Source organism: Coleofasciculus sp. A1-SPW-01 (assembly GCF_040217205.1).
In the GTDB taxonomy this organism is placed as follows: Bacteria; Cyanobacteriota; Cyanobacteriia; order Cyanobacteriales; family Coleofasciculaceae; genus Coleofasciculus; species Coleofasciculus chthonoplastes_A.
The window spans coordinates 1-20,349 of sequence record NZ_JAVJNP010000195.1 but is presented as its reverse complement, the minus strand read 5'-3'; the positions used below and the strand labels follow the sequence as shown (position 1 = coordinate 20,349).

Genomic DNA, 20,349 nt, shown 5'->3' with positions numbered 1-20,349 from the left:
ACCTTTCTAATCTCCATAAAAGCAACTGGCACTGTTGGGAGTTTTTTTAGAGAAAACATGGCATTAATGAGTGCATGATAACGCTCTGTGTCTGACTATCATTGATTGCTTGGAGACTCCTTACTCCCAGCGAACACAGCAGCAAGAGCGCTAGCGATCGCAAATTTATAGCAGGTTGCGCTGGTCTATTTACAAATCAATTGGCTGAAGAACTGCTAAAAGCCCTATATAATCAGTCACAGGGCAAGGGGCTAGCCATTTTCACACTACACTAGAATTATCATACTCTCGTTGTGGAACTGCCATGTCTTTCGCCCAAGAACTGGAAACGTCCGAAGACCTGTGGGATGATATAGTCTTTCCCCCTAGTGACTTACTCAGTGACGAGCCTCCTTTGGAAACTGACTTGCATCGCCTACAAATGACATTGCTCATCGCCTGCTTAGAATGGCTGTGGCGAGAGCGTAATGATTTCTACGCCTCTGGTAATCTGACGATTTACTATTCTCCCCGTCAGCGGAAGTCGGAGAAGTTCCGGGGACCGGATTTTTTTGTGGTGTTGGGAGTGGAACGCTTCCCGCGCCAAAGTTGGGTGGTTTGGGAGGAAGATGGCAAGTATCCCAATGTGATTATTGAAATTCTTTCGCCTAAGACGGCGGCGACTGATCGAGGCTTAAAAAAGCAGCTTTACCAGGATGTTTTCCGGACTCCCGACTATTTCTGGTTTGACCCGAATAGTTTGGAGTTTAAAGGATTTCACTTGGTCGATGGGGAGTATGAGGAATTGCCACCGAATCAGCAAGGGTGGTTATGGAGTAAACAGTTGGGGTTATATTTGGGAATTTATGAGTCGAAGTTGCGCTTTTTTAGTGCCGAAGGACAGCTAATTCCCATACCCCAAGAAGTTGCTGAACAAGAACAGCAACAGCGAGTGCAAGCCGAGCAACAGTGAAGCCAAGAACAGCACCAGCGAGTGCAAGCCGAGCAACAGTTAACGGAAATGGAGTCGTTGTTGAGTCAATATCGGGAACGGTTTGGAGAGTTACCCGAATAAATCGGCAACTATATTGAAGATTTTTGGCAGGTAAGGCGATCGCACTACTGTTCCTGTGTCTCTAAACAGGTGAATAGCAAAAAGGAAGCGAAGCCTTCCCCCTTCATCGGATTTCCACGACCCCTGAATCTTTACCACAATTCTTGCAAGACTTCATCCGTAAAAGGATTTTTACCCGCTTTGAGTTCCTTAATCCAGCCTTGCAATTTAGCTTTACCTTCATCAGATATATCAGGGGAATTCACATAAGCTTGCAAATCTTCAATGGCTCCGGTTTTATCTCCAGTTATAGCTTTAGCAATGCCTCGATTAGCTTGATAACGCGCCTTGCTCTCTTGGCGTGCAAGTTTAACCGCTTTATCACAGGCAAACATAACCTCAACCTCAAAGCGGTTAAGGCTGCCATAAAGACACAGACTATTCCATGGGTCAGCCGAGGTTTGCAAATTCGGGTCAAATTGTTGGGCTTTTTGGTAGTGGCTTAAAGCCTCTTTGAACTTGTCTTCTTCCAGCAGTGTCTCTCCTATGGTCACTAAACCAGGAGCAGCTAATTGTTTGGCTTCTATTTCCAGGGAAGCGAGTTGATATTGAGGGTCAAGTTTTTTGGCTTGTTTGAACTTCTTAATCCCGGCATTAATATCTTGTGTTTCTTGGGCGATCGCTTTTCCTTGCCTCACTAAAAACTCAGCTTGTTCTGTTTCTTTCCAGTCACCATATTGCAAGCAGGTTGCTCCCGCCTTGTCGTTATCAGGAGAAGCGAGTCGCGGATGCAGGCGCAATCTCTCACAACCTACTTGTAGCAGATCTCGCCAATTTCCTGCACGCCAGAGTTTGAGCGTTCGATCATTACTGCCACTGACAATTATTTTGCCATCGGGACTGAACGCTACAGCTCTGACATTACCTTCATGTCCTTCTAAGGTGTCGAGCAAGTTGCCAGAGGTATCCCAAAGTTTGAGCGTTTTATCCAGACTGCCACTGACAATCCTTTTGCCATCGGGACTGAATGCCACGGCAACGACATCATCTTCATGTCCCCTGAAGGTGCGGAGCAAGTTGCCAGAGGTATCCCAGAGCTTCAGTGTTCTATCCCCACTACCACTGAGAACAGTTTTACCATCGGGACTGAACGCCACGGCATTGACATAATTTTCATGTCCTTCTAAGGTGTCGAGCAAGTTGCCAGAGGTGTCCCAAAGTTTGAGCGTGTTGTCAAAACTGCCACTGACAATCCTTTTGCCATCGGGACTAAACGCCACGGTATTGACATAATTTTCATTTCCGCTGAAGGTGTGAAGCAAGTTGCCAGAGGTATCCCAGAGTTTGAGCGTATTACCGCCACTGACAATAGTTTTGCCATCGGGACTAAACGCCACAGCAGTGACCTGACTTTCATCTCCCCTGAAGCTATTGCGTTCTCGCACGTCCCTTACCGCATCATAGAGGCTAGAGTAAACTTCACTGAGGACAGTACCGACAAAGGCTTTACTGTTTCCGGTAGTTTGGATGGCTTGAATTAGTGGGGTAGCAGATCCCAAGGGGAGGAGTATTTCAATATTAACTGCCTCTTCTCGCAAGCGTACCATTGTCGCCAGTCTGCGCGACTGTAACCCGAAAAAAGTGGAAACAATCGCGGCTAAAGATACCACCCCGATAACTCCCCCGATGGTTAACCTTTGTCGGCGGCGGCGGGTTTTGTCCTCTTGACGACTAACGTTGATATACTCCTCCGCCACACCATCGAGCATTCCCAACTCACCATATTTACTCAAATAATCTTCAGCCTTAGCCAGTTTTACCCCCGTAAGCAGCGATTCCATCGTCTTGGGTTTACCCTCGGCTTGCCACTGCTGCGCCTGAGTTTCAATCTCCCGTTCGACAATCATCGCCTCTCGGTTCTCATCTTGCCAATCCCGTAACCGCTTCCAATGGCGAATTAAGGCTTCGTGAACCACATCAATTTGAATGTTGGCTGTTGGAGATGCGTCTGTTTTCTCAGACTGTGACGCTTCACACGTAATTAGGCGGTTGTCGGCTCTAGCCAGGATATCGCTAACTTCTTTTAAAATCTCTAAAGAATGATGAGAGTTAGGTAAATCCTCCAAGTAAACCCGTCGGCGAGTGTCGTAGGTGTCTCCCACCTGCGTCAGTTCCAAAAACAAACGTTGGGCGACAATTTTTTCTTCTGATGAAAGGCTTTGATAGACTTGTTCGGCGCGTTTTTCCAGGGTTCCCTCAATTTCCCCTAATTGTGTGTATGTGGAGAGCCGTAAAAACTGTTCCCCTCGCTTTTGGGCTTCATTCCACAGTTCGGTCAGGGTATATTGCAACAAGGGTAAACTGCCGGGATAATCTTCGACATCATTAATAATCCGTTCTTTTAACTCCCCTTCGATGCCTAATCCCACCCAATCAGCAGGTTTGACAATCGCTTCGGCAATTTCCTCTCGGTTTAAATGTTCGACATTAATGTAGGGTTTGTTGATGCACTCCATTAAGGGGCGATATTCGCGCAATCGGCTGCGAAAATCTGACCGCATCCCGATAAATAGATAGAGGTTGGGGTTTTGTTGGTTTAATTCGATGAGATAGTTGAAAAACTCCTGGCGCTGGATTTCGTCGCACATGGTAAAGGCTTCTTCGAATTGGTCGATTACCATGACGACAGGTTGAGAGGAAATCCCCTCATCCCCCAACCCCTTCTCCCACAACGGGGAGAAGGGGGGTAAGAGAGAAGCCTTGACTTGCTGTTGTTCTCCTCTCCCTGGATGGTGAGGGTGAAGCGTTCCTTTTTCTATTACTTCCTTAAGACGAATGGCACTGAAATAAGCATTGTCAGATCTCCAAAACCCTTGATATGCCGTAGGGTGGGCATTGCCCACCAGCCTTAAGTCAGTGACATTCTCCTTAAGACTTTCCAGAGGATTTTCTTGCGGCGAAAAAGGTTCTAAGTAAATCCAGTTATCGCTCCCAGGAATATCCTGCCCCAGCTTAAGCTGATACAATAATCCTGCCCGTAATAAGGAAGACTTACCACTACCCGACGCACCCAAAACTGCCACGAAATGGTGTCCCTGTTTCACTCGTCCAATCAGTTGCTGTGTTAACGCACTCCGTCCACAAAATACCGCTGCATCCTCTGGTTTCTCGGTAAAATAAGACAACGAACGATAAGGACAGGTATTCTCAAACCGTCTTTTCGGCGATGAAGTTGTCAGCAGAATTGCCTGAGAGGAATTCTCAATTAACGGGCGCTGGGATGTCTGCGCCATCCGCCTTTCAATAAAACCTTTTAAAAGGTGACTGGTAACAATACCATCGGGGTAATTGTTCGGGTTTAATCCATCCAGTAGCGCAGTCGTCAATAAACCCTGTTCATGGGGAATTTCCAACCCCGGTTCGTAAGAACGAGTCGCGGTAATCAAGCAGAAGGCTTTATTGGTTGGTTGAAACGCCATTAATTCGCCGCTTAAACAGCAGTCTAGCCAAACAATTACTCGTTTAACCCGACTTTGTTGCAGTTGTTCCCCCAACCAACTCAACGAAAGCCCATATTCTCCAATTTGAGGAAATACATCGCTAGTCGCCAAGAATACCTCATCCTTGCCATCAACAGTTTGACGCCATCCATGTCCGGAAAAGTAGAATAGCGCTGTTTCTGGGGGTTCGTTGGGAGGCGGCGGATTGAGGAGATTAGAAAGTGCCTCTTGGAGTTCTGCCGATGTTACCATTCCGGTGCGATGGATGCGTGCTTCCCCTTTTTGATCTGGTTGTTGCGGTAAACACTGGACACGAAAGGGTTGATAGCCGTAGTCTCTCAGGTGTACTGCAATATCTTCTGCATCCTTTGCTGCTACCGTAAGGTCATGCAGGGTAGTCATTTGGGGATAGCGATTAATCCCAACCACGAGGGCTTCCCATTCCGAAGTCATAGCACCAGAATTGTAAAATTATGGGGAGGAGATATTTAACCTTGATAAGCTGTTCGGCATTTAAACCTTAATGTCAATAATGAGTGTCAATAATGGCGAAATCCTTGTAGTGCGAGCATCTTGCTCGCTACTCATTCCCAATTTAAATGCATGACAGCTTATCTTCATAAGTATATCAATTTCTTCTGAACAGTCTCGTTCATTCTCAATACCTTTTTTGTTTTGACAATAGCCATGAACATCCCGATGAACACAACCATCTTAGCATTCCTCCTTGCCCTAGAGGAGTTAGACACGTCCCTGAGTCAGTCAGAGAAAAAGATGTTAGCTGAGATTGCTGATCAACTGGATGTCCAACCCAAAGCGTGGGAAAGCTTTACCCAACCCCTTTTATTAAAAATGATTGCGGACAATGAGTTATTAAATCAGCGTTACCAAACTTATAAATCGAAGCTTGATTCCCTGGAAACGATACCGAGTGAACTCTTGCCGAGTGTAACCGAAATCGAGCAAATAAAAGATGGTGCGACGTTAGCGAATACCAAAGGATTTAAACCGAAATCTGAAGCCACGGGTTACAACCAACAAATTAATAATGCCGTCATTGTCATCAGTCGATCTGAACAACCCGAAGCAACGGTGAAAAAATTAAGCTTTACTGAAAAATTAAAACAATTTTTAGGTTAAGTGCTAATGGTGCGTTACGCTGCGCTAACGCACCCTACACACAGCTAAAATTTTGGCATAGATTTTACGATTAAATTGGACGCACGTCGGTGCGCCCCTACAGATAAAAATCCTAAATAATTCAATTACTCAATTGGTAGTTTTCAAGCTCATGAGAGAACTTATTTATCCAACTCTTGATTTATTTGTGTATGATTTAAAAGAGGCACTGAATACGACGGATGAATTCACCCGAAAAAATCAAGATATTTTCATAAGGAAGTTGCCGCAAAATGTGGCAATTATTGACTCAGATAGGGAATCCGAGTATCTAGAACTTCTTCCTCAAAAAACAGAAGACTTTAAAACCGATAAGGTAGAGGGTTACTATTTCCCTGTCCGCCTTAACGATGTCTACGGCTTGCAAATTGACTGTTCCGTCAACAACCAAACTGAACCTCAACCTGTTGAATGCTTTAGCGTATTAAAATCTGAAATTGAATCCCGATTAAACGAACAACCCATAACCCTAGGGCAAGCATGGATGCTTTCAGGTTGGTTGCCTAAAGATTCCCCTCAAAACCCCAAAGCAGTTGCCCAAGATTGTTATCAAGCGTTCTGCAAAGAGGGTAATTGGCAGCGAGATTATCAAGGGGAAGGTACAATTTGGGGCGGCACAATTTTCTATCTTTGGCAACCGAACTCTGCTTTCAGAGATTTAGCGGATTCTAGTCACGATTTACCCTTAGAGAACCGCCCCATCCTGATTGCTATTTATCCCAATGTCGAAAGCGCCCAAAAAGCGGCAGAGTTTTACCCCGATTGGATGGGATTATTTTGCTATTATACTAAAATTAATTGGGCTTATGCTCAAAGCCGTTTGATTAAAAAGAATATTTTTAATTATTATAAAAGGATTGAACGCGATCGCCAAAGGATTACCCTTCAGAATCACAAGCCAATCGGTTCTCAATTCACCGAATCTAGACTAAACCTTGATAAAATCCAACAAGATATTAAGCAATATAGCAGTGACGTATTGGGACTAGCTTTTCAAAAGCAAATCATCGATATCAATTTCACGAATTATCAAACTCGACTAGAGATGATTCGACAAAGACTTGATATCGATAGCCAATTAGATTTTCTGACTAAATTTAGTGATTTAGTTACCCAAAAATATATTGTGCAAATTGATAAAGACTCAGAAAATATGCAGCTCGGCTTTCAGCTTCTCGAAGATGACATCAACGCCGTGCGAAGTCGGATCGAACTCACCAAAGCCGAACGCGATCGCAGCTTTCAAGAATTCGTCGCTATTGTCGGTGCTGGAGTAGCTGGAGCGTCTTTTGCCCCAGCCGATAAAAATTGTCAGCCGATTTTTTCTAAAACCGCCGTAATCTGTAAAGTTCCAGTTCTTTTTAGTCTGCTTGTCTTTGTAATTGTAGCTGGATTGACCTGGTTGCTCCGCAGGCAATGGAAAGGATCTCCTTAATGTAGATAAGAGACTACAAGGTTTTACTATCCTGTTGGCGCTGCTGATAGCGCTGTTGGATATCCTGAATTGTAAATACCGCCTGAAACGCTAACCCAACCGACTGGTAAAACTCAGCACCGCCTTGCTGTCGGTCAACCAACGCCAGCACCTGATCCACCTGATACCCCGCCTCTCGCAGCCGCTCAACGGCTTTCATTGCCGATTTTCCAGTGGTTACCACATCTTCTAACACGACAACCTTGGCGCCGGCTGGCAGATTCGGACCCTCGATATATGCCCTTGTACCATGTCCTTTGGCTTCTTTACGGATAATTAAAGCAGGAATAGGTCGATTTTCTAGAGCTGACACCACACTCACAGCGCTGACAATCGGATCAGCACCCAAGGTTAAACCCGCAACAGCTTGAGTATCTTGGGGAAGGAGAGACAGTAGCAATTGTGCGATCGCTAATCCTCCGTGAGGATGCAGCGTCACCTGTTTGCCATTAATGTAATAGGAACTGCGCTGTCCCGACGAGAGAACGAAGTCTCCCTCTTGGTAAGCCAGTTGACAAAATAAATCCAGCAGTAACTGGCGCTCTTGCGTTAATTGGGGTGAAGTATCCAGAGAAAGCAATGGTTTACTGTTGTCAGCCATGATAGTCAGATGGTGAAAATCCAATCACTACTATACTGAATTCAAATATCAGAATATGATTGAGGAAAAGTGAGGCGAAGAATTATGCATAAGGGGTTGAGGATATTACTTAGGGGTTTGGTCGTTGCGGCGTCCACAGTAGTAGCTAGCACAGCACTGGCACAAACCGACCCCTCAGACTTTGAGCCAATCCGCCTAGAAACGATTCCAGACACCTTTGAGCGAGCGTTTTTCAACGAATCGGGAACGTTTTACGAAAACCGCAGTCTGGGACGTCAGCTCGAATATATCATTGGTCCAGGTGGAATAGGGAGTGCGGCGTTTCCGGATTTGGAACTTGAGCGAGATGCCGAATTGATTAATATTCTCTACGAGGATGCATTAAACCGACAGTTTGCCAGTGATCCAGTGATTCGCACACCGGATTTACCGAATCCTTTCGATACCTCGGTGCGGTTATTGCCTGTCTCGGATCGCTTTAGACCCCAAGCGAGTCCGCGAATTGAAGGGACTGAGTTTTTCTTTGAAGCTCCATTGCCACGGTAGCGGCTAGATATCAGCCACTTGAGCGGGGGAGGATTTCAAATTAAATCCAGGGTGCAGGAGTTGAACCTGCCTAGGGCGAATTATGAGTTCGCTGCCTCAACCGCTCGGCCAACCCTGGTGAATCTGTCTCTTTACTATATTATAGTAATCGGAGTTGGATATCCTGTAGCAACAGTTGAGTGATATTCCCTTGCCGCCCATTCTAAAAGGATTCTCCTAGTAGAGGCTCTAGGGCAAACAGCAGCCGGCTGACAAGTTTTATGTTATCGGCTTTGTCGCCTATTTTTAAGGGGTGGGTATTTGAAGCTAAACTCCACTAGGAGAATAATGGTGATGTTGGCAGATTCACATAGCGATCGCGCCGCCGATCCAGCGTCTTAATTAAATGCAACATTTGCCATCAACTTTTTTTACATCAACGCGGCGACAAAAACTAAAATGGAAAGGACTGCTCCGTGGAGTAATCTAGTCCTGAGATTTATGATAATGCTGTATAAAGGTCTGTGAGCTGTCATCTGGCTTTATGCTATTCTTGACAAATCTTGCCCACCTGATGATAGGTGCGGGGGTATTACCTCCAGCGTTAGTGTAAGCTGTCACTTGTCTCGATGCGCTATAACCATAAGTCGTGTCAATCTTCTTCTATCACTTGAATCAGTAATGAAATTCAACTCGACTGTAGCACTCACTCTGATTCTGCTGGCAATGATGTTAGGTGCCGGCTTTGTGAGTGCCATGTGGGGATTTTCCCTAGGTCATGAAGCTCTTAAAGGTGTGACTCAGCCAGATGTTCGCCCGACGAAGAAGCTGGCAAATAACCAGGAGGTTGAGCCGGGTGACAAAGAGGTTGCGCTGTTGAGTGAACGGGAGATCCTGGTCAACGTTCACGCCTATATCCATGACCAAGATAAGGATGAAGATTCTAATTCCGATAATAATGACTCTGAGTCAAAGAGCCAGACTGAGACGGATAAGCCAGACGAGTCAGCCGCAGAGAATCAGCAATCTGAAGGTGAAGACGAATCGTCTGAATCGGATGTATTTGACACAGAGACATCGTTTACCAGTAGTGGCTCGAATCAAAATTTACCGCTCAAAAGCCAGGATCGGGGGGTCACGTTGGAGGTTCGTTCCGCCAATCTTCAGGGAGGCTCGTTGTTGCTGGATGTTAGTTTGAAGAATGAGGGTGATAATCCGGTTCGATTTCTTTATAGTTTTTTAAATGTTACCGACGACAAAGGTCGAGCGTTGAGTGCGATCACCGAAGGATTACCGGGAGAATTACCGTCAAATGGTGAGGAATTTTCGGGTACGGTGAGTATTCCTACAGCATTGCTGGATGACGCCAAAGCGCTTTCGTTAACCCTAACTGATTATCCCGATCAAAAGCTGAAGCTGAAAATGTCCGAAATCCCTGTCGCCAGGTAAATGGTAACGGAGCAGGTTGGGATCATTAAGCATGAAAGCATATAAAATTCCAGTAGGTTGGGTAGAGCGATCGCCAAACCTAAACGGTTAACCCTAACATTGGGTTACTCTACCCTTCGAGTTCTCCTATTTGAGTTCTCCTAGGCGAGTACGAGAAGTGTTCCGCCTACGTCTCTCAACTCAACCGACAAAGGTAATATGCTCCCAGCAGGTTTAGTGCAAATGTTTTTCTTACGTTCAGTTCTATTGCTCGCTGTATGTTAAACGGTATTTGTCAATCAATACAGTCCCCTAGAAAGAGGCTGTCTGTGAAGTACCGTTGTGGATCTGCTCAAAGAAGCAGTAGAACTGCTTTTGCTGGTTACCTGCTACCGTTCTTATGGTTGCCCACTTAATTTTTCTGACTGCGAGTGCTTCTACTCCCCTTACCAGCCGGGACATGCTATTGCGATTATTATTAGTCCTGCTCTTGATTGCCATCAATGCTTTCTTTGTCACGGCTGAATTTTCTATGGTTTCGGTGCGGCGATCGCGGATTAACCAATTGGTTGATGCGGGGGATGTGCAAGCGAAGACAGTTCAATCCTTACAACAGAGCATTGAGCGTCTACTCTCAACGACTCAGTTAGGCATTACTCTATCCAGTTTAGCCTTGGGCTGGATTGGCGAGAATACTGTCGCCGTTTTCGTTGCTGCTGTACTGACTAAATTGCCTTTACCCCCAGAGATGGTTCAAGGAATGGCTCATTCTCTGGCAATTCCGGTGGGATTTTTCCTGATTGCTTATCTGCAAATTGTTCTCGGTGAACTCTGTCCGAAATCTGTGGCGTTGCTGTATTCTGAAGAGTTAGCTCGGTTTTTGGGTCCTCCGAGTCTAGTGATTGCCAGATTTTTCAATCCGTTTATTTGGATTTTGAACCAATCAACGCGCTGTTTATTACGGCTGGTTGGTGTGCAATATACGGGAGGATGGTGGAATAACCAAGTGACTCCGGAAGAGTTACAGTTAATTATTACCACCGAGCGGGAATCCACGGGTTTAGAAGCCGAAGAACGAGAGTTACTGAATAATGTCTTTGAATTTGGCGAAGTTTTGGCAACTGAGGTCATGGTTCCGCGCACCAGCATTGATGCCATTTCCAGTACAGCAACGGTGCAAATGGTGTTAGAAGAAATTGCCAATACCAACCATTCTCGCTATCCGGTAACAGGGGAATCTCTGGATGATATTCGCGGGATCATCCATTTTAAAGAGTTAGCTAAACCCTTATCGGAGCGAAAATTAACCTTAGATACACCGATTGAACCCTGGATTCGTCCCGCCCGATTTGTCCCGGAATTTACCCCCTTGAGCGAACTCCTACCCTTGATGCAGCGATCGCACTTGGCAATGGTGATGGTGGTGGATGAGTTTGGCGGTACGGCTGGCTTGGTGACGCTGAAGGATTTGGTGGCGGAAATTATTGGTGATAACCCAGAACCGGAAAGCCCCGAAGAAGTACCGATCCAACTTGTGGATGAACAAACCTTTTTAGTTCAAGCTCAAATGGATTTAGAAGAAGTTAACGAACTTTTGGATTTAAATTTACCGGTAACCGATGAATATCAAACCTTGGCGGGTTTTTTATTATATCAGTTCCAAAAAATTCCGCTGCAAGGGGAAATCTTGAATTATGAAAATCTAGAGTTAAAAGTTATCTCCGCCGCAGGACCCCGCCTGAACCGAATTAGCATTCATCGGTATGAACCCACAACGGTTCCGGTTGAAGAACTCTCGGAAACAGATGTGACATCAGACATTACTTCAACTGAGAATACAGCGAATGAACCCCAAGGTGATACGCCAGATGCTTCTACCAATGATTTAGAGTAAAGGGTGACCCGATCCAATTAGGGGCTGCTGAATAATTGTTGTGATGAGGGGGAGCAGGGGAAGCTGGGGAAGCACCCTTGAGTCCTCTGGCAATAATTAACCCACAGTAGCCCTTCGTTTTTAGACACCGTTTTTCCCAATCCTCACGATTCGCTGTATGATTCGGATCAGCTACTAAAGCGCGTCTGAATCATTTGTATAATTGCTGAGCGGGCGGCGCGGCAAAGAACGGCTCCAGAATATGAGGTTCAGACTGTTTTTGATACACAGCAGGATTACTATCAACTGCTATATGTGGGGTGGCGTGGAAATAAGCGTGATTTTGGCTGTATTCTGCATATTGACATTAAAGGTGGGAAAATTTGGATTCAGCATGATGGTACGGAAGAGGGTATTGCCAACCGATTAGTCAAAATGGGAGTACCGAAACAAGATATCGTTTTAGCCTTCCATGAACCCGAAGTGCGTCAGTTGACAGATTTTGGTACAGGTGATGCGATCACACATTAATCCAACAGGACTTACGCAGCTACACCACTTATCGTGGCAAAGGTGGGTTAGGCTAAGCTCTCCCCACCCTACACATAGAGGCTTTGCGTAAGTGTGATGCCTTTACTCCCCCGTGCTGGATTTATCTTAGCAGGGGGTTTGGGGGAGTTGTCAGACCCACGCTGTAATTTTAAAATTCAAACACAGGCATAAGTTGTAGCATACCTAATCCTAACTCCTTAACTGAGAGCGATCGCGCTTCAAAGAATGCCATCATATCCTTGGGTTGAGGATTACCGCGAGAAGCACCTTTGAGTCCTCTGGCAATAATTAACCCACAATAGCCCTTGGTTTTGAGACACCGTTGTTCCCAATGCTCACGATTCGCCGTATGAGTCGGATCAGCTTCAGGAAACTCACCAAATAGGTATAGATGATTATCTCCTGTTTGCAAAATGCCCAAATCATAGCGATCGCCAACTAGAGGATCTTCTCCGGGGTTAAAGCCAATCCCCTTGAGTCCCCCGGCTGTTTGAATTTGCTCGATTAACACTTTGGCTTTCGGGCGAGTGGTTTGAATTAACACCACAGGTAACCCTTCTCCTAGGGGCGGGGCATCTTGAGACTGATAAAAATCAATATCCTCCTGTAGCAGTGCTATACTCTCCCAGGGCATCATCCCCAAACTCAGATAAGAATCTTTCGGGATTAAGTCATCCCGTAGGGGAAGTTCCAGTTCCTCCTCATCCTCATCCTCATCCTCATCCCAGTCCTCGTCATCCATATCATCATCAATCGCCATCTCCCATAACTCAGAGGCTACCTCTGGTCGTGTAGACACTTTAATAGACGCGATTGATTTTGACTCCGTATCTTCCTCTTCCGTATTTACAGGGATAGGGATGCGAAAGCGCTTGTTCATCGCTGGAAAATCATCCGCCGCTAATTTTCGGGATGATCCTTGGAAAAATCGATGTAGGGCTTCCAGCGCCATATAGGCAAGTAGGGCTTCTTCCTCATCCAGGAAGGGGCGCATTCCCTCTAATGGATGCACCGCACCAAAACTCGGCAAAATCTCTTCAACAGATAAATCGGCTAAATCTACATCCTCATCCTCTTCAAAGTCCTCATCCGCCGCTTGATAGGTAATAAACAAGCAATCTTGTCCCAAAAATGCCTGTTCCATCGCCTCGACCGATTCCTGATTGACGACCGACTCCCGAAACCGTTGCAGTGAATCCAGGGAGCGATAGAGCAGAATTCCGTACTCTACACCCAGCATCCCCATAACCGAGACGTAGAACTCACCCACATCCCAGCGATTTAATTCCACACTCAGGATCTGATGGTCAGCCAAGATATCCCAAGGCGCATCCAGCCAAATCTCATACGCCTTACCGATCAATAGATCCGCATACTTCGGGGGTAACGGTGGCTGGCGCTGGAGGGCAATTTCCTCAAACCCGCGAAATAACTCATCAATCAGGGGTAAATCAGGGACATAATCGATCGCAATCTCCAACTCTTGCAGCACCCCACGCAATAAAAACTGAACTTCGCGATCGCGTACCACAATTTTAGAGGGACGGGCGGGTCGAGCCGGACTTTGGGGATGTTCCATGGCTCGCAATAGGGTGCGAACAATCGCTTCAGGTCCCATTTCTGAGGAGACGATATCCATCGCCCGGACAATTCCTTCTGAGCCATCCACCCAAAGAATGCACTCATTATTACCCTCAGCATCAAAATCACCCTGATCGGATACAGTCACTAAAGAACGGCGATCCCCTTCCCAGACGCTGGGTATTTGGGGTAACCGTTTGAGCCGACGACGAGTATTGCGATTGAGAGCAGACATAGGGTATTTGGCAATAAGTGCAAAAACCATGGCAAGTCAGCCATGATCAATAATCGATATTCCTATTAAACCGCAATACCTTCCGGGCTGCGCTTCATTGTTTGGAGAAAGGAGTTCCCAAGAAAATTTTTATGGGGTAAATACACGTTAAGGGGTCAGTCTCGATAAACTTGATCCATAAGCGTGGAACATCAGTCGTTCGTCATCCAAGTTTAACCTAACCAGGAGTTACAACATACTCATGACACAAGCAACAACACAGCAACGAGGTATCCAACTGACCGAACAAGCCCTCAAGCATATTGTGGCGCTGCGAGACCAACAAGGACAAGACCTATACTTACGGGTTGGTGTCCGTCAGGGGGGCTGTTCCGGGATGTCTTACATGATGGATTTTGAAGATCCGAGTAAGGTACGGGATAACGATGAAGTGTTTGACTACGAGGGCTTCAAAATAATATGTGATCCCAAAAGCATCCTGTACCTGTACGGTTTGGTCTTAGATTACAGCAATGCCATGATTGGGGGAGGCTTCCAATTCACCAACCCCAACGCTAATCAAACCTGTGGCTGTGGTAAATCCTTTGGTGTTTAGTTAAAAACGGGGGAATAGGACGGGAGTAGGGGTTTGGTTACCAAACCCCTACTCCATTTAAAATCAGATCGCGGTAAAGCTAAAATTGAATCTATGACCGAAACTGTTAATTCTCTGTTCGAGAGTGGCTTAGAACGCTACAACGCGGGTGAGGGACCTGATTCCCTGATTCCTGTATTTAAACAACTGTGCGATCGCTTCCCGAAAAACGCCGCCGCTTGGAGTTGTCTGGCTTGGTTGTATTTGCTGGATGACCAAGCCGAACGGGCATATAAAGTAGCGCTTAAGGGGACGAAAATTGATGCCAATGCGCCCCAAGCGCGAGTCAACCTAGCGGTAGCGATGTTGGAAACCGGGCAAACTGGGGTACGTAAACACATTGACACCGTTAAGCAGATGATGGCGACGGATTCTCAAGTTCGTCAGGATGTCTTTGAGAGTATTGAGGATGGACTGAGTAGGAAGCCTGACTGGGATAGTTTAAAGCGGGTTAAACAATGGTTATCTGAGGGGTGATACCTTGCAGATAAGGGAAGCTGGGGGAGCTGGGGGAGCTGGGGAAGCTGGGGGAGCTGGGGGAGCTGGGGGAGCTGGGGGAGCTGGGGAAGCTGGGGAAGCTGGGGGAGCTGGGGAAGCTGGGGGAGCTGGAGGATCGATCGCTTATCGGTCAAATCGGAGGGAATTTTGTATCTCAAATGACCGTTTTTTCGTAATTTCCGAAGATGATTCGACAACTGAACCGATGTTTTAGGCTCAGCTTCTCGATACACTAGAGATTAGACGTCATTGAAGCAACCAATGACTTCAGACATAAGATCCATGACCCACGACCAATAACCCATGACCCAAACACTGTTAGTTGGTCTAAAGGCAGACCAGTTCCGTCATCCCCTTGATTTCCAAGCCACCCAAGCCTTGAAGCAGTTCCCTGGACTGGACTTGATGGTGCGAAATTTCCTCGGACCTGTGGCGGAACAATTCTTTTACCTGAATAATATTGCTGCTAGTGTTTTGGTGGGCGAAAATCAGCTACCGCACCTGCATGATTTACTGCTAGACGCCTGCAAAACCCTGGACTTAGAACCCCCTCAACTATACGTGCAGCAGCATCCTGTGCCAAATGCTTATACCTTTGCCATGCGGGGTAAGCAGCCATTTATCGTCCTGCACACCGCTTTAATCGATATGCTGACCCCCGAAGAAATTCAGGCGGTGATTGCTCACGAATTGGGACATCTCAAGTGCGAGCATGGGGTTTATCTGACACCGCTCAACATTATGATTTTAGCGGCGTCTTTACTGCCAAATTGGGGCGCTGTAATTGCCCAAAGCCTTCAAGAACAGATGCTGGAGTGGTTAAGGTGTGCGGAATTTTCCTGCGATCGCGCGGCTCTGCTGGCAACTCAAAATCCCAGAGTGGTGATGTCGGTGCTGATGAAACTCGCTGGCGGTTCACCAACCCTAGCTCCCAAACTAAACCTCGACGCCTTTATCGCCCAAGCCAGAGCCTATGATGATATCAGTAACTCGGAATTGGGAGAACTGCTCAAATCCGCTCAAACTGCCCAGTTGAGCCACCCCGTCCCCGTGTTAAGGGCGCGGGAAATTGATAAATGGGCAAGTTCTCAAGCCTATCAGTCCTTGCTACAACCGACATCTATTGGTTATAATACAAAGGTTGCATCCAAGGGCGGATGGCGAAATTGGTAGACGCACCACACTCAAAATGTGGCGACCTCTGGTCGTGAGAGTTCGAGTCTCTCTCCGCCCATTCAGATTTAGAGGTAGTGATCATGACACAACGACTCAAGAGTTGGGAGTCTCCTCGCCGTCAAGGGCGAAATGACAAAGGTAAAGGCGGTTCCGCCAGAGCCAGACAACTGAAGAAGCAACGGCAAATGTTGCGGAAGAAGTTGAGAGAAAGCGGAAAAGCCAAACAACAGAATCAGCAAGTGGGAAGAGAAAAAGACACTCTTCCCTCTTTTTTTGGGTTCGTAGTTGCGCTTTCATATCAAGTCCGGTTAATTAGGGTCTGCTGAGTAAGTGTTGTGGTGGGGAAAGGCAATAGGGAATAGGCAATAGGCAAAAGAAAACGGCTCTGTATTATAGGGCTTGCTGAACAAAGCCTCAGATGAATGTCTTTAACTTCTCTGCATTAACAGAACATTCCCTTGAGGAGACAACTGTCGCTGGTGCTGTTGGTAAGCTTGTAACCAGAGGACTCCGGAGACTAATAAAATTGAGAAAATAACAAGATTGAGAATCATTAACCCTAGGGGAAGTGGAGAGGTTTTGGGTATATCTGGATGAGGGAGGGGTTGTTTATGAAAATGCTGCAAAATAAACGCCGCATTTGGCGGTCTACGATGGACAAATGGAGCCATAAAATAGTCAAGCCACTCGACTAATGGTTCAGAGATTTTGTGCGTATGTTTGCGCCACATTAATTCACCTGTTTTATGGTTGGTTTCTAGTTCTAAAGGATGTTTACCCGTCAGTAAATGGACAAAGGTACGTCCTAAGGCATAAAGATCCGATTGAGGAACCGCATTACCGTTGATTTGTTCAGGAGGGGTATAACCGGGTGAAAAAACTCCTTCTCCGGTTACATCTTTCCCCATCAGTCGTTGAACAACTGTACCCGTCATTTGGCAAACTGTCCCAAAATCAATTAGCACCAGTTGACCATTGGGTCGCAGCATAATATTCGAGGGTTTAATATCCCGATGGAAATATTGTTGTTGGTGCAACGTATCTAATATATCGAGTAACTGTTTTAGCCATTCAATGGCTTTGGCTTCGGAAATGGGTTGATTATGTTTGAGCCATGCTCGTAAATTTATCCCCTCCACTTTTTCCATCACCAAGCAATGTAAAGGTCTGGCACGGCGAGAGACAGAAACGGTAAAATAATTGTCTTCAGGTTGAACTTTAGGAATACCCGGATGGTTAAGTTTCTTTAAGATTTCGGATTCTTGTCTGAACAGGCGAACTAAGGTGGAATTGTTCCGGGTTAAAACTTTCAGTACTTTATGTTTTGTCCCTTTGATTGCCGCCTCTGCTGCCAAATCTTGGACTTCAAAGATTTTGGTGGGATTGGGTGCGTCTAGGGGTCGAAGGGGTTTCAGCAGCCGATATCGACTGTTGATGGTTAATGGGGTGTCACAGCCTTGGCAGTATTCCAGATACTCAGGGTTTTCCCGTTGGTCGCACTTGGGGTTGATACAGTAGCTCATCGGATTTCTAGGGGGGGTTGAGGTGGAATGGTACTGACTGGTATGCTGGTGGGCAGTGCCCACCCTACGGTATATCCAGGGTTTTGGCGATCCAAAAATGCAAATTTTCAGTGCCATCCGGTTTAGGTAACTTCTTTAAATTAACATCTACCCCTAGAAATAAATTACTGTTCCCTCCCTCACCACAATACTTATTCACCAACCTCTAATGATTGAGACTGTAGTGTAAATAAAGTGACCTCTGGAGAACAGTTGAGTCGAATGGGCAGATCACTAAAACCAATCCCACGATTAACATACAGTTTATTACCTGAAGCGCCGTAGCCATCACTCCAACCATCGACATGTTCCCAGTTTTTAGCTAATGCTAACCAAGACCATTGGGGTGTGAAGGGTAGGCGAATTTGTCCACCATGAGTGTGTCCAGCAACCGCTACAGGTGCGGTATTGGCAGGTAAAGCTGGAAATGATTTGGGATTGTGCATCATTACAATCCTGGGATTTGTAGATGGCACTTGCGCGATCGCCTCTTTGGGTCGATCGTTGTTTGCCAGATGGGAACCAATACCCACTAAATAAAAGGAGTCGGTATTTCCATCACTGAGATTTTCTCCAGATTGTCCCGGTAGAGATAATTTGACAGCTTGATTTTCCAGAACCTCTATACCAACGTCCTCCAACGCCGTCTCCAACCGCGCTGCTAAGTTCTCTTTGGGTGGAGTATCCAGGCTAATCATACCGTAGTCGTGATTACCCAACACTGCATAGGTGGGAATATTGGCTTCTGGTAAGGGACGGACTAAATCAACGATGCTAGCAATTTCTGGGTCTGTGCCTTTAAAGGCATGGTAAATAAAGTCACCGCTGATCAGGACGACACTAGGGCGTTCTTCTATCAGTTTGGCGATACTACGACGGACAGTGGCGGTATTATCTAGCCACATTCCGTATTGAAAATCGGAAATTAATCCAATTCGTTGGTCTTGCCAAGCCGCAGGAAGATTGGGAATGACGGCAACTTCTTCTTCTGTGTCGAGGATATAAGGCTCAATCAAGCCCCAAATTATCAGGAAACAGAATAGTCCGACTAAGCCTAAGAGAATATACTTGATTTTTTTCATGGTTGATTGTTGATTGTTGATTGTTCATGGTTTATTGATAATCTTCTCCCCCAACTCCCAGACACGCCATGGCGCATCTCTACAAGTTCCCTTTCCTGTTCCCTAATCAATGCAATATTACTTTGTCAATCGTCGTCTGGTCATCTAAGGGGGTAGCCCGATTGGTGGTTTGGCTGGAGCCGATCGCATCCCAAACCCAGCCGTCATTGTGAATCAGCGCTAATAGCAGCCGTCGGCGTTTGGTGACGTGTTTGGTGGCGTCCCAAAATTGGCGATCGCTCACTGTGGGAATCCCTTGTCGCCTGAGTCGTTCCAGGGATGGAAGCGGTGGGTTTTCCGAGGCGGGTTTTAAGTAAGTGGATTTGAGTGTTTTCAAATAAGCTGCACTTGCTCGGCGTGCTGCACCTAGCGCCGCCGGATCAGGTTGATGTGATGGTTTAATGCCATAGTCCAAGATGGTTAGCGCTTCATCAAGAGCCACTAAACTCAGCTTGATCGAGCGAGACCGTTCAATGCTGTGGAAATAATGAAGAATTGGGTAAGTTAGATGGCGTTCTCCCTGTTGGGCAAGCATTGGTGTCAAAGCAATTAAATGCTGGTCAAACTGCCCAAAATCTTTGCCATTCCAGGCTCTGACAAGAATTTCGTCAGCCGTACCACCGAGAGAGGAAATATAAACCGCCAGTTGGCGTTGCTCAGTCGCGGCTGAAACCACAGGTAAGAGATAGGCGATTGCCAAGGTAACTAAAAAGAACCCATTCACAGAAGCAATTGCTGTGGCAATTTGCCAAACTGAACCTTGAGGACTATAACTCCCCATCCCTAGGGTTGAGATAGTATAACCGACAAAATAAATTCTTTCTAACGTAGTGGCGGGCAATTTTTTTGTGACATAAGGGAAACTAAAACAGTCCATGCGATCGCAGATTACCTCACCACGAGGCAAAAAACCTGCATCTGAGGGAATAGGTAGGGGCTGAATAAGTGTTGTAGCAGGGGGAGCTGGGGAAGCTGGGGGAGCAGGGGGAGCTGGGGGAGCAGGGGGAGCAGGGGGAGCTGGGGGAGCAGGGGGAGCTGGGGGAGCTGGGGGAGCAGGGGGAGCTGGGGGAGCTGGGGGAGCAGGGGGAGCTGGGGGAGCTGGGGAAGCAAATCTAAGCCTAGAGAGAGGGGATTCCTGACTAGGGATATGTCTAAGCTGAGATAGGTAATGCTATCGGAATTGCAGTCATTGAGAGGTCAACGTAATGGTTCGGGAGTTTTAGGGAAGGGAAAACTTTCAGCAACCCCACGCTACTAACGTGGAGCGTGGGGATTGCCAGAGACAAGTCTGGTGACGCAAGAGTTGAATAGACCACTAGCCATCAACTGATACACACTTCCGAATGCTTCCCCAGTTCGGATCAACTGTAAGCCTAC

Annotated in this window: 17 protein-coding genes, 2 tRNA genes and 1 pseudogene; 13 read left to right on the top strand and 7 right to left on the bottom strand. The window is 46.5% G+C overall.

The window, feature by feature from the left end; all coding sequences use genetic code 11:
- Window positions 1-304: 304 nt before the first annotated feature.
- Window positions 305-949: pseudogene (locus RH949_RS28155) on the top strand (Uma2 family endonuclease); the annotation flags it as partial.
- A 236-nt stretch (window positions 950-1,185) separates the two neighbouring features.
- On the opposite strand, the gene RH949_RS28150 reads toward RH949_RS28155, so the two are convergent.
- The gene (locus RH949_RS28150) at window positions 1,186-4,986 is read right to left on the bottom strand and encodes an nSTAND1 domain-containing NTPase (protein ID WP_446357813.1); all 3,801 of its coding nucleotides are present in this window, start codon (window positions 4,984-4,986) and stop codon (window positions 1,186-1,188) included.
- Between the two features lie 246 nt (window positions 4,987-5,232).
- On the opposite strand from RH949_RS28150, the gene RH949_RS28145 reads away from it, so the two are divergent.
- Both RH949_RS28145 and RH949_RS28140 read left to right on the top strand, forming a co-directional pair.
- Complete coding sequence (locus tag RH949_RS28145; protein ID WP_446357811.1) at window positions 5,233-5,673, top strand: hypothetical protein; 441 nt, start codon at window positions 5,233-5,235, stop codon at window positions 5,671-5,673.
- Window positions 5,674-5,824: 151 nt separating this feature from the next.
- A complete protein-coding gene (locus RH949_RS28140) occupies window positions 5,825-7,147 on the top strand; it encodes a hypothetical protein (protein WP_446357809.1) in 1,323 nt (440 codons plus the stop codon).
- 13 nt (window positions 7,148-7,160) lie between these two features.
- Here RH949_RS28140 and pyrE read toward each other — a convergent pair whose 3' ends face one another.
- A complete protein-coding gene (pyrE, locus tag RH949_RS28135; RefSeq protein WP_446357807.1) occupies window positions 7,161-7,787 on the bottom strand; it encodes an orotate phosphoribosyltransferase in 627 nt (208 codons plus the stop codon).
- A gap of 117 nt (window positions 7,788-7,904) precedes the next feature.
- Between pyrE and RH949_RS28130 the strand changes: the two genes are divergently transcribed.
- Window positions 7,905-8,333, top strand: a complete 429-nt coding sequence (locus RH949_RS28130; RefSeq protein ID WP_446357805.1) for a hypothetical protein — start codon at window positions 7,905-7,907, stop codon at window positions 8,331-8,333.
- Between the two features lie 45 nt (window positions 8,334-8,378).
- Here the strand turns inward: RH949_RS28130 and RH949_RS28125 are convergent.
- Window positions 8,379-8,451 (bottom strand) — tRNA-Ile (locus tag RH949_RS28125).
- Window positions 8,452-8,993: 542 nt separating this feature from the next.
- Between RH949_RS28125 and RH949_RS28120 the strand changes: the two genes are divergently transcribed.
- The 3 genes from RH949_RS28120 (at window position 8,994) to RH949_RS28110 (ending at window position 12,144) form a co-directional block, all read left to right on the top strand.
- Window positions 8,994-9,761 (top strand): hypothetical protein, encoded by a 768-nt coding sequence (locus RH949_RS28120; RefSeq protein ID WP_006099199.1) that lies wholly within the window; start codon window positions 8,994-8,996, stop codon window positions 9,759-9,761.
- 439 nt (window positions 9,762-10,200) lie between these two features.
- On the top strand, window positions 10,201-11,634 hold the full coding sequence (locus RH949_RS28115; protein ID WP_390435015.1) for a hemolysin family protein: 1,434 nt from the start codon (window positions 10,201-10,203) through the stop codon (window positions 11,632-11,634).
- Between the two features lie 189 nt (window positions 11,635-11,823).
- Window positions 11,824-12,144, top strand: coding sequence for an element excision factor XisI family protein (locus tag RH949_RS28110; protein ID WP_446357829.1), 321 nt, complete (start codon window positions 11,824-11,826; stop codon window positions 12,142-12,144).
- A 169-nt stretch (window positions 12,145-12,313) separates the two neighbouring features.
- Here RH949_RS28110 and RH949_RS28105 read toward each other — a convergent pair whose 3' ends face one another.
- Window positions 12,314-13,981 (bottom strand): DUF6930 domain-containing protein, encoded by a 1,668-nt coding sequence (locus RH949_RS28105; RefSeq protein ID WP_044205576.1) that lies wholly within the window; start codon window positions 13,979-13,981, stop codon window positions 12,314-12,316.
- A 241-nt stretch (window positions 13,982-14,222) separates the two neighbouring features.
- Between RH949_RS28105 and RH949_RS28100 the strand changes: the two genes are divergently transcribed.
- From RH949_RS28100 to RH949_RS28075, 6 genes are all read left to right on the top strand, one after another.
- Window positions 14,223-14,576 (top strand): HesB/IscA family protein, encoded by a 354-nt coding sequence (locus RH949_RS28100; protein WP_446357802.1) that lies wholly within the window; start codon window positions 14,223-14,225, stop codon window positions 14,574-14,576.
- Window positions 14,577-14,669: 93 nt separating this feature from the next.
- Window positions 14,670-15,092, top strand: coding sequence for a tetratricopeptide repeat protein (locus tag RH949_RS28095; protein WP_044205725.1), 423 nt, complete (start codon window positions 14,670-14,672; stop codon window positions 15,090-15,092).
- 4 nt (window positions 15,093-15,096) lie between these two features.
- On the top strand, window positions 15,097-15,327 hold the full coding sequence (locus tag RH949_RS28090) for a hypothetical protein (protein WP_446357800.1): 231 nt from the start codon (window positions 15,097-15,099) through the stop codon (window positions 15,325-15,327).
- Window positions 15,328-15,416: 89 nt separating this feature from the next.
- A complete protein-coding gene (locus tag RH949_RS28085; RefSeq protein ID WP_446357798.1) occupies window positions 15,417-16,286 on the top strand; it encodes a M48 family metallopeptidase in 870 nt (289 codons plus the stop codon).
- Window positions 16,265-16,347 (top strand) — tRNA-Leu (locus RH949_RS28080). The genes RH949_RS28085 and RH949_RS28080 overlap by 22 nt, the downstream gene beginning before the upstream one ends.
- Before the next feature lie 22 nt (window positions 16,348-16,369).
- Complete coding sequence (locus RH949_RS28075) at window positions 16,370-16,615, top strand: hypothetical protein (RefSeq protein WP_446357796.1); 246 nt, start codon at window positions 16,370-16,372, stop codon at window positions 16,613-16,615.
- A gap of 102 nt (window positions 16,616-16,717) precedes the next feature.
- On the opposite strand, the gene RH949_RS28070 is transcribed toward RH949_RS28075, so the two are convergent.
- From RH949_RS28070 to RH949_RS28060, 3 genes are all read right to left on the bottom strand, one after another.
- The gene (locus tag RH949_RS28070; RefSeq protein WP_446357794.1) at window positions 16,718-17,812 is read right to left on the bottom strand and encodes a serine/threonine protein kinase; all 1,095 of its coding nucleotides are present in this window, start codon (window positions 17,810-17,812) and stop codon (window positions 16,718-16,720) included.
- A gap of 191 nt (window positions 17,813-18,003) precedes the next feature.
- Entirely contained in the window at window positions 18,004-18,933 is a 930-nt protein-coding gene (locus RH949_RS28065) for a metallophosphoesterase (RefSeq protein WP_446357792.1), read from the bottom strand.
- 106 nt (window positions 18,934-19,039) lie between these two features.
- Window positions 19,040-19,879, bottom strand: coding sequence for an ion channel (locus tag RH949_RS28060; protein ID WP_446357790.1), 840 nt, complete (start codon window positions 19,877-19,879; stop codon window positions 19,040-19,042).
- Window positions 19,880-20,349: the final 470 nt, after the last annotated feature.

What these genes read in the sequence shown, in the direction of transcription:
- RH949_RS28105 (WP_044205576.1), bottom strand. Translation starts at nt 13,981, where the DNA reads ATGTCTGCTCTCAATCGCAATACTCGTCGTCGGCTCAAACGGTTACCC.
- RH949_RS28150 (WP_446357813.1), bottom strand. Translation starts at nt 4,986, where the DNA reads ATGACTTCGGAATGGGAAGCCCTCGTGGTTGGGATTAATCGCTATCCC.
- RH949_RS28140 (WP_446357809.1), top strand. Translation starts at nt 5,825, where the DNA reads ATGAGAGAACTTATTTATCCAACTCTTGATTTATTTGTGTATGATTTA.
- RH949_RS28100 (WP_446357802.1), top strand. Translation starts at nt 14,223, where the DNA reads ATGACACAAGCAACAACACAGCAACGAGGTATCCAACTGACCGAACAA.
- RH949_RS28120 (WP_006099199.1), top strand. Translation starts at nt 8,994, where the DNA reads ATGAAATTCAACTCGACTGTAGCACTCACTCTGATTCTGCTGGCAATG.
- RH949_RS28070 (WP_446357794.1), bottom strand. Translation starts at nt 17,812, where the DNA reads ATGAGCTACTGTATCAACCCCAAGTGCGACCAACGGGAAAACCCTGAG.
- RH949_RS28145 (WP_446357811.1), top strand. Translation starts at nt 5,233, where the DNA reads ATGAACACAACCATCTTAGCATTCCTCCTTGCCCTAGAGGAGTTAGAC.
- RH949_RS28065 (WP_446357792.1), bottom strand. Translation starts at nt 18,933, where the DNA reads ATGAAAAAAATCAAGTATATTCTCTTAGGCTTAGTCGGACTATTCTGT.
- pyrE (WP_446357807.1), bottom strand. Translation starts at nt 7,787, where the DNA reads ATGGCTGACAACAGTAAACCATTGCTTTCTCTGGATACTTCACCCCAA.
- RH949_RS28095 (WP_044205725.1), top strand. Translation starts at nt 14,670, where the DNA reads ATGACCGAAACTGTTAATTCTCTGTTCGAGAGTGGCTTAGAACGCTAC.
- RH949_RS28085 (WP_446357798.1), top strand. Translation starts at nt 15,417, where the DNA reads ATGACCCAAACACTGTTAGTTGGTCTAAAGGCAGACCAGTTCCGTCAT.
- RH949_RS28115 (WP_390435015.1), top strand. Translation starts at nt 10,201, where the DNA reads ATGCTATTGCGATTATTATTAGTCCTGCTCTTGATTGCCATCAATGCT.
- RH949_RS28075 (WP_446357796.1), top strand. Translation starts at nt 16,370, where the DNA reads ATGACACAACGACTCAAGAGTTGGGAGTCTCCTCGCCGTCAAGGGCGA.